This window comes from Flavobacterium faecale (assembly GCF_048320115.1).
Lineage (GTDB): Bacteria > Bacteroidota > Bacteroidia > Flavobacteriales > Flavobacteriaceae > Flavobacterium > Flavobacterium faecale_A.
Genome location: NZ_CP182943.1, coordinates 1,901,833 through 1,916,628, shown reverse-complemented (window position 1 = coordinate 1,916,628; position 14,796 = coordinate 1,901,833). Strand labels below are relative to the sequence as shown.

Sequence of the window (14,796 nt, the reverse complement as noted above, 5' to 3'; positions counted from 1 at the left end):
AATGAAATTTGGATTTTTTATATAACAAAAGAAAAATGAAAACAATTACCATCACCAATCAGTTTACAATTTATTCCAAAACAGCCGAATTACCTATCGAAATACAGAATTTGATGCAAAAGGCGATTCAAATCCGATCTCAAGCCTACGCTCCCTATTCAAAATTTAAAGTAGGTGCAGCTATATTATTAGAAAACGGCGAGATTATTTTGGGAACAAATCAAGAAAATGCAGCATATCCATCGGGATTGTGTGCAGAAAGGGTTGCCATTTTTCAAGCAGGTACATTATACCCTAACACTCTAATAAAAACAGTATTCATCACAGCCGCTTCAGACTTAAACCCAACAAAAACCCCCATCCCTCCTTGTGGAGCCTGCAGACAATCCATCGCAGAATACGAACTTAAACAAGACAGGCCTATCGAAATCTATTTTACAGGAGAATCTGGCGACATATACAAATCTGATTCCATAAAAAACTTATTACCGCTATTATTTAACAAAAACCTCTTGTAATAATACTAAAAATCAGCATTAAAATTTTAGTTCTTAATTGTAATGTTCTATTTTTGCAATTCGCAAATTTGTTCCATTACACTATTTTGCGATAAGATTACAATTGACAATACAATAAAAACTTTAGCAAAAGAATAATCTAGATGAAAGAAGTTACAAAAGAGGTTTATTTGAAGTGGTACGAAGACATGCTACTTTGGAGAAAGTTTGAGGACAAACTTGCGGCATTATACATTCAACAAAAAGTTAGAGGTTTTCTACACTTGTACAATGGTCAAGAAGCGGTATTAGCAGGTGCATTACATGCAATGGACTTGACAAAAGACAAAATGATTACTGCTTATAGAAATCACGTACAACCTATCGGAATGGGTGTTGACCCTAGAAGAGTAATGGCGGAACTTTTAGGAAAAGAAACCGGTACTTCTAAAGGTATGGGAGGTTCGATGCACATCTTTTCTAAAGAACACCGTTTTTATGGTGGACACGGAATTGTAGGTGGACAAATTCCTGTAGGAGCTGGATTGGCTTTTGGAGACAAATACAACAATACAGGCGGAGTAACCATGACTTATTTTGGTGATGGTGCAGCCCGTCAAGGATCGCTTCACGAAGCTTTCAACATGGCTATGTTATGGAAATTACCAGTAGTTTTTATCGTTGAAAACAACGGATATGCTATGGGAACCTCTGTAGAAAGAACAGCAAACCATACTGACATTTGGAAATTAGGTTTAGGATACGAAATGCCTTGTGGACCTGTTGACGGAATGAACCCAGTAAAAGTTGCTGAAGCAATGACTGAGGCTATCGAAAGAGCTCGTCGTGGCGACGGACCAACTTTCTTAGAAATGAAAACATACCGTTACAGAGGACACTCAATGTCTGATGCACAGTTGTATCGTTCTAAAGAAGAAGTAGAAGAATACAAAAAAATAGATCCAATTACTCAAATTTTAGATGTAATTAAGGATAAAAAATACGCTACAGACAAAGAAATCGAAATTATTGACCAAAGAGTTAAGGACAAAGTTCAAGAATGCGTTGATTTTGCAGAAAACTCTCCTTACCCACCAGTTCAACAATTGTACGATGTAGTGTACGCACAAGAAGATTATCCATTTTTACCTCATAAATTATAAAAAATATGGCAATTAAAGTAACTATGCCTCGTTTGAGCGATACTATGACGGAAGGAACGGTAGCGACTTGGCTTAAAAAAGTAGGTGACAAAGTAAGCGAAGGAGATATCCTAGCAGAGATTGAAACAGACAAAGCAACAATGGAATTTGAGTCTTTCAACGAAGGTACTCTTTTACATATTGGAATTCCTGAAGGAGAAACTGCTCCTATCGATTCTTTATTGGCAATCATCGGAGACGAAGGCGAAGACATTTCAGCACTTTTAGCTGGTGGTGAATCTGCTACTCCAGCTCCAGCTGCCTCAACTGAAGAAGCGAAACCAACAGAAACTAAAGCTGCTGCTGCACCTGCAACATTACCAGCTGGCGTAGTTGTAGTAACAATGCCTCGTTTGAGCGATACTATGACTGAAGGAACCGTAGCTACTTGGCTGAAAAAAGTAGGTGATAAAGTTAGTGAAGGGGATATCCTTGCTGAAATTGAAACTGATAAAGCTACTATGGAATTTGAGTCTTTCAATGAAGGAACTCTTTTATATATCGGAATTGAAGAAGGGAATACAGCTCCAATTGATAGTTTATTAGCTATCATCGGACCTGCAGGAACTGACATCTCAGGAATTGCTGAAGGAATCAAAGCTGGAGGATCTGCTCCTGCTGCACCAACTGAAGAAGCTAAACCAACTACTACTGCCGCTGCACCTGCTGCTGCGACTGCCACAACGCAAGAACCAGCTACTGCTACATCTGCAGATGGTGGAAGAATTTTCGCTTCACCACTTGCTAAGAAAATTGCAAGTGACAAAGGAGTAAACTTAGCTCAAGTAAAAGGTACTGGAGAAAACGGACGTATCGTAAAAAGCGATATCGAAAACTTCACACCTGCTGCTGCTCCACAAGCCGCTGCTGCAAAAACTGAAACTACTGCTGCACCTCAAGTATTTGTACCTGCAGGAGAAGTTTACACTGAAGAAATTAAGAATTCGCAAATGCGTAAAATCATCGCTAAGCGTTTATCTGAATCTTTATTCACTGCACCACATTACAACTTAGTAATTGAAGTGACTATGGATGAAGCGATGAAATCTAGAGCTACTATCAATAGCGTTCCAGATACCAAAGTATCTTTCAACGATATGGTAATCAAAGCTTGTGCATTAGCGTTGAAAAAACATCCAAAAATCAACTCTCAATGGTCAGCTGATGCAATCACGATCAATCACCATGTTAACATTGGAGTTGCCGTAGCTGTTGAAGACGGATTAGTTGTTCCTGTATTGAAATTCACTGATGCTATGAGTTTATCTCAAATTGGTGCAAGTGTAAGAGATCTTGCTGGAAGAGCTAAAAACAAAAAACTAGGCCCACAAGAGATGGAAGGAAGTACTTTCACTGTTTCGAACCTAGGAATGTTTGGAATCACTGAATTCAACTCTATCATCAACCAACCTAATTCTGCTATCCTTTCAGTAGGAGCAATCGTAGAAAAACCAGTGGTTAAAAACGGACAAATCGTGGTTGGAAACACAATGATGTTATCTCTTGCTTGTGATCACCGTACTATCGATGGAGCAACTGGAGCACAGTTCTTACAAACATTAAAACAATACATTGAAAACCCTGTAACGATGCTTGCATAATTACTGATTCAATACAAAACTAGAAACCCGTCTTGAAATAATCTTGACGGGTTTTTTATTTCTATTTTGTCCCGTCCTGAAATAACGATACACAAAAAACATCGTTATGGAATTAAAAACTAATTATGTAAAGCGAACTCAAAAAGACTATTCGATGTCTTTTAAACTTCAGGTTGTTCAAGAAATAGAACAAGGTGATCTCACAGCAACAGAGGCTACAAAAAAATACGGCATTCAATGTAGAAAGACTGTTATAGAATGGTTACGAAAATTTGGTAACTTCGATTGGGAAAACCAATCTCGTTTAAATATGCCAAAGTCACAGCAACAGAAGATCATGGAACTTGAAGCTCAGGTCAAGTTATTAGAAAAACAAAAGGCTCTTTTGGAACGACAAGCTTATGTCGCAGACAAAAAAGCGATCTTGTTTGATATGATGATAGATCTAGCCGAGAAAGAATATCACATCGATATACGAAAAAACTCTCCACCCGAACAATCGACTACTTCAGAAAAAAAGAACAAAAAACAGTAGCGTTTACCTGTTATTTGTTCGGGATAGACAGACAGGTTTATTATCGAAAAATTAGAAGAAGAGCATCCAAACAAAGCAAAGCCAAAGAAGTAATTTCAATGGTAAATGATATCAGAGAGATAATGCCTAGAGTAGGCACAAGAAAACTATATTATCTTCTGCTGGATAAACTTCAACTAATGAAAATAGGAAGAGATAAATTCTTTGATATACTCAGAGCTAATCATTTATTAATACAGCCTAAACGAAGTTATCATGTAACAACTAATTCACATCATCGATTTAGAAAACATCAAAATCAGATTTTAGATTTACAAATTAACAGGCCTGAACAGGTTTGGGTATCTGATATAACCTATATAGGGAAAAGAGATAATCCATGTTATTTAAGTTTGGTTACAGATGCTTATTCTAAAAAGATCATGGGGTATTATGTTGCTGATAATATGAATACAGAAAGCAGTTTGAAAGCTTTAAAAATGGCTCTTAAACACAGAAATAACAAAAACTTACCGTTGATACATCATTCTGACAGAGGTATCCAATATTGTGCCCATGAATACCAAAAACAGCTTGATAAAAATAAAGTTGTATGTAGCATGACACAAAATTCGGACCCTTATGAAAATGCAGTAGCAGAAAGGGTTAATGGTATTTTAAAGCAGGAATTTAAGATTGATAAATACAATCAAAAAACAGAAATCATGCAAAAAGTTGTAAAGAAAGCTATTAATATCTATAATGAAATCAGACCTCATTATTCTAATTACATGCTTACACCCAATCAGATGCATAAACAAAACAAAATCAAAATGAGAACTTATAAAACAAAAAACAGTAGTAAACCTATGCTTACTACTGTCTAAAAATTGTACTTTTATTTATTATTAATCCTGTATCACTTTTTCAGGACTAGACATTTGGGCATGTCCCCACTTCCACTATCGTTACAGTGCGGTCGGGCTGTACGCTCTATCTTTTATTCCATTACATTACATAAAAGGATGCCGCTCCCATCCCTCATGCAATAAAAAAACATTAACTTTTATTTTTCTCCTCAATCCACTTCGACATATACTTGGTACTTTTCAAAGTATGATGCTGTAATAACTCTCCCATAAAATTATTCAAACGGTGTTGCTTTGTATTTGAAACTAAAAACTTGATTTGTTTATCAAAATCTTCTTCAAACAATTCTCTTAAATAACGTTGTTCGATAATGGCAACACCCTTTTTTTGAGCTTGTAGCCAAAGATTTTTATCTTGATATAATTCTACTGCTTTCTCCGAAAACAACTCAGGATTGTCAATTACAAAACCATTCCATGGCAAAACACCTTGCATAGATTCGGCGCCAATAGCAGTTGTAACCGATGGCGTTCCACATTGCATAGCTTCGAGCAATTTTCCTTTTATACCAGCACCAAAACGCAAAGGAGCCAAAACTACTCTTGCTTTTCTAACCACATCATTTGCATCCGCAGCACGACCTCTAATAAAAAAACCTTCTTTAGCATTATTCAATTGCAATACTTTTTGCGAAGGGTAAGCACCATAAACATTCAAAACTGCCGTTGGTAATTGTTTTTTTATCTGTGGCCAAATTGTTTCTTTGAGATACTGAACAGCATTCCAATTAGGCTCATGAAGAAAGTTACCGATAAAAACAAAATCCTGACGTTCTTCAAAAGAAGGCAATTTTTCTAAATCAGGAATAGCATTCGATTCTAAAAGCAATGGCAAATAATACAATAAAGCAGTATCAATTCGGAAAGTCGTTTTGAGCAATTCCATTTCATATTCCGAAATCATCAATGACAAATCACAACGTAAAATACTGGCAATTTCACGTTTGGCAACTTCTTCCACTAATAAATCTGAAAGTTCAAACTCTCTCTTTTCTTTAAAAGCTTTTTGCCTAGCCAACCGCAAACAATGCAAATCCTCAGTATCTAATATCCGTAATGCTTGGGGACAATTTTCAGCTACGCGCCATCCAAATTGCTCTTCAATCATAAATCGATCAAACAATACAATTGCAGGATTCAAATCTTTTATAAATTCATCAAAACTGGCAGAATTTAGTGTAATGGATTTTTCATCAACACCCAATGATTCTAAATCTACCATAAAATCACTGTCTTGAGCAGCACTGGCAAAAGTAATTTGAAAGCCCATTTCTTTATACAAAGAGATTAACTGCAAAATTCTTCCCCAGCCGCTGAAGAATTAGGCTCAGGCCATACAAAACCGATAACTAAAAGCTTGTTGTTTTGATTCATTACTATGATTTCTATTGCAAAATAATGCTATTTATATTGCATTACCATAATTTGAACCATTATTCTATTAGAAAACATTAATTTTGTAAAACTAAATTCAGAAATATGTTAGGTTTAAAATTAGCCACCGACCCAAGATGGGTAAATATCGTAGAATCAAATATTGAAGAAATTTTGACCGATCATGCTTGGTGCGAACAAAAGGCTGCTTCGAACGCGATAAGTTTAATTACGCAAAATTCTGAAAAAGAAGAATTGGTTACTGAATTGATGGTGATTGCCAAAGAAGAACTAGAACATTTTCAGATGGTGCATGACCTTATCAAAAAACGAGGACTGACTTTTGGTCGTGAACGCAAAGACAGCTATGTAAACGAACTTTTTAAATTTATGAAAAAAGATGGAAGCCGAAACGATGCTTTGTGTGAGCGTTTACTGTTTTCAGCAATGATAGAAGCCAGAAGTTGTGAAAGATTCAAAGTTTTATCTGAGAATATTAAAGACCCCGAATTAGCTAAATTTTATCGTGATTTAATGATTAGCGAGGCAGGACATTACACAACCTTTCTAGGCTTTGCTAGAAAATATGCCGACAATGTGGATGTTGACAAACGCTGGTCCGCTTGGATTGAATATGAAACATCCATCATTAGTAATTACGGCAAAAACGAAACTGTTCACGGATAAACAAAAAAAAGACGAATTCTAATAGAATTCGCCTTTTTGGACAAGTAAAACATTAAAATCTATTTCTTAATTATCAGAAACTCTGAGCGTCTGTTTATTGCGTGCTCTTCTTCTGTACATTCTTTACAATTAACTTTTAATTCTGTTTCTCCATAACCTTTTCCTGAAATTCGATCGGAGGATATACCTTTTGAAATTACATACTGCACTGTAGATATGGCTCTTCTTTCAGAAAGGTCATCGTTGTATTTTTTGGAACCTCTTGAATCAGTATGAGACTTAACAGCAATGACTAAATCTTTATTATTTTGCATTACGTAAACTAATTTATCAAGTTCAGCAGCACCTTCACGTGTAATATTGTTTTTATCGAATTCAAAATAAATTGGATTCAAAACAATTTCATTTTCTGTAACAATCATATCAATTGGATCTAAACTAACACGAACAGTAGTCTTAGATTCTTTGAATTTATCAACAGTCACTGATTTATACACGTAGCCATCCTTATAAGCTTCAATCATATATGCTTTATTGTTTTCAACGTCATAGGAAACCTCACCTAAGGTATCTGTGTTTTTAGTATCCAAAACGTTTTTATATTCATCTAAAATAACCACTTTAACATCTGACAGAAGTTCTTTAGTTTTAGCGTTCGTCACGATGGTCAAAATCTTAGCTGTTTTTACTGGAATAGAACTATAAATATGATCATTACCCAATCGGTTACTAGAAACAAATCCTATGTTTTTTTCTTTGTTAAAAGTAAATGCAAAGTCATCTTTTTCAGAATTTATAGGTTTCCCAACATTACTCGGTTGATCATTTTTCCCTAAATCAAAAGAAAAAACGTCGAAACCACCAAAACCAATCAATCCATTTGAAGCAAAATACAATACATTATCTTCCGCAATAAAAGGAAAACTTTCATCTCCTACAGTATTAACTTTGGCGCCTAAATTCTCTGGACTTCCATAAGTACCATCTTCGTTAACTGCCACTTTCCATATATCAATACCTCCAATTGATCCGGGCATATTTGAGGAGAAATATAAGGTCTTTCCATCTTTAGAAATCGATGGATTACTTGTTGAATATTCTTTGCTATTAAAAGGTAATGGCTCTATATTAGTCCATTTCCCATTGATTTTAGTAGCTTTAAACAAGTTAACTTGTCCAATTTTCAACTTCTTTACTTTATCTTTTACAAATAAATTATCCTTAAAACTTTCACTTGAAAAATAAATGGTATTTCCATCACTTGAGATTGAAACAGGACCTTCATGATATTTAGTATTTAAATCGTTAACTAGAGTAGGTTCCCCTAGTGAACCATCTTCATTGTAATTGGATTGATAAATATCCAAAAAAGGTTCATTTTTCCACCCATAAACAGCATTGTTTTCATTTCTAGAGCTAGCAAAGTATAAGGTGTTTCCAAAAAGTAAAGCCCCAAAATCAGACTTATCTACTGAGTTCACACTAAGTTTCTCAACATCAAACAACTTACTAATATCGATTAACTTTGGCAAGTAATCAGGGTTTTTCATAAATGCTATAGCCCTCTCATCCGATGGTTTCATTAATGCAAAAGTTTTCATTTGCTGATTAGACTCACCGTACTTTAAGTTGGATTTTAGCACCTGAGCATATCTGTAATAAGTTTCAGCATCTTGCTTGGATTGCAAAGCTTTGGCATACCACTTTTCAGCTTCAACGGTATTGTAAATATTATAATAGGAATCTCCTAATCGCTTAAAGATATAGCTATCAGAATGTCCTTTTTCAGTTAAACTAAGATACTCCTGAATTGCATTTACATATTCGTATCTGTCAAATAATTTATCTGCAGTCTTTGTATCTTTATTTTGCGCTGAAACGGTAACCGTAAGCAGTACAAAAAACAATAATAGCGTATTTTTTTTCATTAAATAGAATTTTAATATTAGAAAAATCTAGGAGAACGAGATACTTTTTTAGCTGAGAATATATCATAAAGAATAATAAACTCATGAGATGATGGAGCAGTCGTCTTTATGTCAGATATAATATGATCGTAAGCATAGCCAATTCGTAATTCTGGAGAAACGGCAAAATTAATCATCGCTCCAAAACTATCCTGCAATCTATAGGTTGCTCCCAATTCAAATTTTTCATTAAACAAAAAATTGGCAGAAAGATCTAAAGAAGGTGACACATTAAATGCAGATTTCAACATAAAAAAAGGTTTAAATTTGAGATTGCTATTCAAATCAAAAACATATCCCCCTGTTAGAAAATAATGCAAAACATCAGATCCATATTCTCTCCCATTATAATCTAGATGTTTTGAAGCCATCATATTGGGAATAGAAAAACCTAAATAATACTTATCCGTATAATAGAATGCTCCTGAACCAAAGTTAAATGTCACATCATTTATATCTTGTCCAAATACTCCTTCGGAAGGATCTGGTAAAGTAGACTGAATATCTCTCAATCCCACTTTATGAAAAGTAGCACCAGCTTTCAAACCCAAGGCCAGCCTATGTGTTTCATTTAGATTTATAGTGTATGAGAAATCTCCATAAACGTTTTGTTCTTCAATAGGACCAATTTTATCAGAAATAAAAGAAAGACCAAGACCTACATTACGACCAGCTTTACCATGACCCGCAAAAGTAAATGATGTAGGAGCATCCTCAATATTCACCCACTGTTTTCTGTATAACATCCCAAGAGAAATCGATTCTTTAGAGCCTGCATAAGCTGGGTTCATAACGTTCATATTATACATATACTGTGTATAATGAGGAGTTTGCTGTGCTATCGTTTCAATATAGCTGATCAGAACCAATAAAGAGGTTAAAAATATTTTGTTCATATCATTTTAGTTTTTTGATTTGTCAATTCTCACAATTGACATAACTCTATTTAATTCTCCGTTACCTTATTAGATATATCCAACCTGTTTTCATTTTTCCATTATTAAATTCAATTACATAATAATAGGTTGCACTTGGTAAATCATCGCCTTTATCAGACTGCCCTTTCCATTGATCTTTGTAATTATGTTGGTCATAAACACGTTTACCATATCTGTCAAAAATTTGCAAATATTTGACATCCATAACTCTCAAATCTAAGAAATCATTTGATCCATTTCCGTCTGGAGAAATACCTTTTTGAATGTTACAAAAAACAGATTCAATAACGATATTATTAGTAGTTGAACATTGTGTAGCACTAGAGCTTACTTTCAAGCTGAAAGTTAAAGGATAACTAACTATACCAGTCATGGCATTCACAACGTTAGTCACATTTAATTCCTCTGAATTAGTACCAACGATATTACCCAAATTATCCCTCCATTCATAATCTACCGCATTCCTATCATAAGAATTATTCAACGGTGAAGCTGACACTATATAATCTTTATCTTCACATTCATTTTTAGATTCAAACTGTATTTGTGAAGGAACCGGATTAATCGTTATTGAAGGCCCATTTGTTATACAAGCAGGACTAGCGGCAAATCGTACACTCAAAATATAATTACCTGGAGATAAATTTGTAAAATCTGGACTATTTTGAAAACCGTTACCAACACTGTATTGAATACCCGACTGTGGTGTTATCTTAATAGTTCCAGCTTGATCACAGCTGGTTTGAACAATTTGAGAAGCTGTAGGAACTGCTGGCAAAGCTGGTCTTGGATCTATTACAGTAGTTATTGCACTTTGAGCCACACAAGTATTATCTGCAATTTTCCTCACATACAAGGTGTAATTGTTAGACGCTAAACCTGTAAAAGTGTTCGATGCCTGATAAGTTGAGCCATTAACACTGTACTCTACGCCTGATTGAGTAGCAATAGTAATACTTCCACTTGGAACCGCACATGTTGGTTGTGTTACACTAGAAGCTGTTGGAACAACAGGCGGAAGCGGAACTGCATTAATTGTTATTACACTAGAAGAAGGAGTTACACATGTATTATCTGTAATTCTTCTAACGTATAAAGTATAGTTATTTGGTACTAAGCCTGAAAAAACATTTGACGATTGATACACTGTTCCATTTAAACTATATTCTACTCCAGTTTGAGTAGTTATAGAAATACTTCCTGATGGCACTGCACATGTAGGCTGCGTAACATTTGATGTAGTAGGAACAGTAGGTGGAATAGCCGTAATTATAGAAGTTGTTGTTGCAGAAGCTGTAATACATGTATTATCAGCAATACTTCTAACATATAACGTATAATTACCCGAAGCTAAAGTAGCAAAAACATTAGAAGATTGGTACACTGTTCCATTCAAACTATATTCCACTCCTGACTGACTTGTAATGGTAATGCTTCCTGTTGGAACTGCACAAGTAGGTTGTATTACATTAGATGCTGTAGGAGCTGTAGGTGGAATTGGAGCAGCATTTATCGTAGTAGCAGTACTAGAACTTGAAGCACAAGTATTATCTGCAGTATTTCTAACATATAGTGTATAACTGTTTGGCACCAACCCAGAAAACACATTCGATGCCTGATAAGTTGAGCCATTAACACTGTATTCTACGCCTGATTGAGTAGCAATAGTAATACTTCCACTTGGAACCGCACATGTTGGTTGTGTTACACTAGAAGCTGTTGGAACAACAGGCGGAAGCGGAACTGCATTAATTGTTATTACACTAGAAGAAGGAGTAACACATGTATTATCTGTAATTCTTCTAACATATAAAGTATAGTTATTTGGTACTAAGCCTGAAAAAACATTTGACGATTGATACACTGTTCCATTTAAACTATATTCTACACCAGTTTGAGTAGTTATAGAAATACTTCCTGATGGCACTGCACATGTAGGCTGCGTAACATTTGATGTAGTAGGAACAGTAGGTGGAATAGCCGTAATTATAGAAGTTGTTGTTGCAGAAGCTGTAATACATGTATTATCAGCAATACTTCTAACATATAACGTATAATTACCCGGAGCTAAAGTAGCAAACACATTAGAAGATTGGTACACCGTTCCATTCAAACTATATTCCACTCCTGACTGACTTGTAATGGTAATGCTTCCTGTTGGAACTGCACAAGTAGGTTGTGTTACATTAGATGCTGTAGGAGCTGTAGGTGGAATTGGAGCAGCATTTATCGTAGTAGCAGTACTAGAACTAGAAACACAAGTATTATCTGCAGTATTTCTAACATATAGTGTATAACTGTTTGGTACCAGCCCAGAAAATACATTCGATGCCTGATAAGTTGAGCCATTAACACTGTACTCTACGCCTGATTGAGTAGCAATAGTAATACTTCCACTTGGAATCGCACATGTTGGTTGTGTTACACTAGAAGCTGTTGGAACAACAGGCGGAAGCGGAACTGCATTAATTGTTATTACACCAGAAGAAGGAGTTACACATGTATTATCTGCAATACCTCTAACATATAATGTATAGTTATTAGGTACTAAGCCTGAAAAAACATTTGACGATTGATACACTGTACCATTCAAACTATACTCTACACCTGCTTGTGTATTAATAGAAATACTACCTGTTGGCACTGCGCAAGTAGGCTGAGTGACATTAGACGTAGTTGGCACCACTAAAGGAAGTGGTATTGAATTTATAGTAGTAGTTGATGGAGATACCGCAAAGCATGTATTATCAGCCACATTTCTAACATATAAAGTATAACTATTAGGTGGCAATCCCGTAAATACATTTGAAGACTGGTAAGTACCGCCATCGACACTATACTCAACACCAGATTGAGAAGTTATTGTAATGCTTCCCGTAGGTACTGCACAAGTAGGCTGTACGACATTTGATGCAGTAGGTTCAACAGGAGGAAGAGGCACTGCATTAATAACAGTTGGTGACGTCGAGGAAGTGACACAGCTATTATCAGCAATTCTTCTAATATATAAAGTATAATTATCTGGATTTAAACCTGAAAAAACATTTGAAGATTGGAAAATTACATTATCCAAACTATATTCAACTCCTGGTTGAGCAGTTATCGTTATTACACCTGATGGACTAGCACAAGTAGGCTGAACTACGCTAGAAGCCGTAGGGTCAGCTGGAGGAACAGGAACAACATTGATAGTTGTTGAACTACTAGATGCGGTAACACATGAAGTATTTGCAAGACTTCTAACATACAATGTATAATTACCTGGTGTCAAGCCTAAAAACACATTTGAAGATTGAAAAATTATCCCGTCTAAACTATAATCAACTCCTGATTGAGTATCAATACTAATACTACCTGATGGTATAGCACAAGTTGGCTGCGTCACGTTAACTGCTGTAGGAATAATTAAGGGATCTTGAAAATTAACAGAAACATCAGCAGTCGAAGGAGTACATACACTATTAGATATTGTCCAAGTAAACACATAAGAACCTTGCACACTTACAGTAGCAGTAGAAGAGCCACTGGTATCATCACTAAAAACAACAGTACCGGGACCAGACTTCAAACTCCATTTACCAGTTCCCACCGTAGGGACGTTCCCTCCTAATGAATTACTGGTTAGTGTACAAACATTTTGATCAGAACCCACAGTAGCAGTAGTAGGCTGATCAACAAAAGTCATTGTTATTGAATCTTCTCTATAACAAGGTCTCAAAGCATCACCAGAAACAACAACAGGATTAGGATTCTCAAAATTATAATCGACCGGAACACTTCCAAAATCAGTGTTTTTAGTTCTTTCAGGACTCAAAAATGAATTAGACACACTGTAATTAGACAAATCATCATCCCTCATTGTTAAAGCGAAAAATTTAATATCTCCTACTACATATCCAATTAGTGATTTCAAAACACCAACTTCAAAACCTAAATCAAAATCATTAATTCCCGTATTACCCGAATTAACACCAAACGAAGCTGAAGGACTACCTGTTGAGGCTGTCCCTAAATTAACTTTTGTAGAAGTACCTGTTTTCAACTCTATAATATCAGCGAAATAAGTAATTCCTCCATCATTAGATGAAATAGCTAAACAGTAATCAGGAAAAAAATAGGAATCAAAAGTATTAAAAACACCTAGAGTGCTTTTATTAAAATAATTAAATCCCTTTACATTTTGCGATGTGATTGGTTCATCACCATAATTAGCAATATTAAAACCTCCTGGTTTAGTATCTAAAAACAACAACATACTTCTGTTATTATTTAATTTACCCGAAACACCAAAAACGATGCTGTCCTCAGTTGAACTAACTTTAATTGAGTTAACATAACCATCTTGTGCATTTGGCGATAATGCTGCAGAAAGAATATTATCTTCCACAACTCCAGTCCCCCAAGCTGTTTCCGCCATCTGACCATCATAACCAACACCATAACGAGTTCGAACCTTAACAGTTTGGCCACTTGCCAAGGTATTAGTAGAATAAGTATTACTTGCAGACATAGATTGAACAACTATACCATCCACTGAAAACTCAAAAAAATCTGCACCACCTGAAGCTGTAAACGTAACCATGGTACCTTGACATATAGGATTAGTCGAAGGAGAAACTGACAAACTAACCGGCGGTGGATTTGTATAAACAGAAGCTACTACAGGGACCCTAATACTAAAATCAGATCCTGAACGAGTTCTAACGTAAAAAGTTGTTGTTTTACTTATTACAGGTGCATAAATAGAACCTGAATGTAACAAAATAGAAGAATCTTGACTTGCATACCATTCCAGCACATCGCCACTTCCTCCAGAAGCATTAAGAAAAACCTGAACAGCCCCTTGCGAAGCATCCTTACAAGTACTCCCAGCTGTAGTTAGCGGTGGCGGAATTATAGCTTTAACACCTGAAGGCTTTGCTGTAATATTCTTTCTTTTAACAGTATCTGAAAGAACACTATTCAAAGCAAGTTCCTTTTTAATAATACTACTATAAATGTGGTCATTTAAATTTTCAGCAGCTAACTGTTCGCCTAAAAATAAACTTATCAGTAAGACAATGAGTATTTTTTTTTTCATAAAAAAA

General features: G+C 35.4%; 9 protein-coding genes and 1 pseudogene. 6 read left to right on the top strand and 4 right to left on the bottom strand.

Annotated elements, in window-relative coordinates:
• The first annotated feature begins 35 nt into the window (after nt 1–35).
• The 5 genes from cdd (at nt 36) to ACNH59_RS08035 (ending at nt 4,701) form a co-directional block, all read left to right on the top strand.
• On the top strand, nt 36–518 hold the full coding sequence (cdd, locus tag ACNH59_RS08055) for a cytidine deaminase (protein WP_418262037.1): 483 nt from the start codon (nt 36–38) through the stop codon (nt 516–518).
• Between the two features lie 143 nt (nt 519–661).
• Nucleotides 662–1,660 (top strand): pyruvate dehydrogenase (acetyl-transferring) E1 component subunit alpha, encoded by a 999-nt coding sequence (gene pdhA, locus ACNH59_RS08050; RefSeq protein WP_418262036.1) that lies wholly within the window; start codon nt 662–664, stop codon nt 1,658–1,660.
• Between the two features lie 5 nt (nt 1,661–1,665).
• Entirely contained in the window at nt 1,666–3,300 is a 1,635-nt protein-coding gene (locus tag ACNH59_RS08045) for a pyruvate dehydrogenase complex dihydrolipoamide acetyltransferase (protein WP_418262035.1), read from the top strand.
• A 106-nt stretch (nt 3,301–3,406) separates the two neighbouring features.
• Nucleotides 3,407–3,835, top strand: a complete 429-nt coding sequence (locus ACNH59_RS08040; RefSeq protein WP_418262034.1) for a helix-turn-helix domain-containing protein — start codon at nt 3,407–3,409, stop codon at nt 3,833–3,835.
• A gap of 14 nt (nt 3,836–3,849) precedes the next feature.
• Nucleotides 3,850–4,701, top strand: coding sequence for an IS3 family transposase (locus ACNH59_RS08035; protein ID WP_418262033.1), 852 nt, complete (start codon nt 3,850–3,852; stop codon nt 4,699–4,701).
• A gap of 172 nt (nt 4,702–4,873) precedes the next feature.
• Here the strand turns inward: ACNH59_RS08035 and ACNH59_RS08030 are convergent.
• Nucleotides 4,874–6,117 (bottom strand): annotated as a pseudogene (locus tag ACNH59_RS08030) (glycosyltransferase).
• A gap of 105 nt (nt 6,118–6,222) precedes the next feature.
• On the opposite strand from ACNH59_RS08030, the gene ACNH59_RS08025 reads away from it, so the two are divergent.
• The gene (locus tag ACNH59_RS08025) at nt 6,223–6,804 is read left to right on the top strand and encodes a tRNA-(ms[2]io[6]A)-hydroxylase (protein ID WP_418262032.1); all 582 of its coding nucleotides are present in this window, start codon (nt 6,223–6,225) and stop codon (nt 6,802–6,804) included.
• 59 nt (nt 6,805–6,863) lie between these two features.
• Here the strand turns inward: ACNH59_RS08025 and ACNH59_RS08020 are convergent, their stop codons facing one another.
• From ACNH59_RS08020 to ACNH59_RS08010, 3 genes are all read right to left on the bottom strand, one after another.
• Nucleotides 6,864–8,732, bottom strand: coding sequence for an OmpA family protein (locus ACNH59_RS08020; protein WP_418262031.1), 1,869 nt, complete (start codon nt 8,730–8,732; stop codon nt 6,864–6,866).
• Nucleotides 8,733–8,749: 17 nt separating this feature from the next.
• Nucleotides 8,750–9,667 (bottom strand): type IX secretion system membrane protein PorP/SprF, encoded by a 918-nt coding sequence (locus tag ACNH59_RS08015; RefSeq protein ID WP_418262030.1) that lies wholly within the window; start codon nt 9,665–9,667, stop codon nt 8,750–8,752.
• Between the two features lie 61 nt (nt 9,668–9,728).
• Nucleotides 9,729–14,789: a gliding motility-associated C-terminal domain-containing protein gene (locus ACNH59_RS08010; RefSeq protein ID WP_418262029.1), complete on the bottom strand. Its 5,061-nt coding sequence runs from the start codon at nt 14,787–14,789 to the stop codon at nt 9,729–9,731.
• Nucleotides 14,790–14,796: the final 7 nt, after the last annotated feature.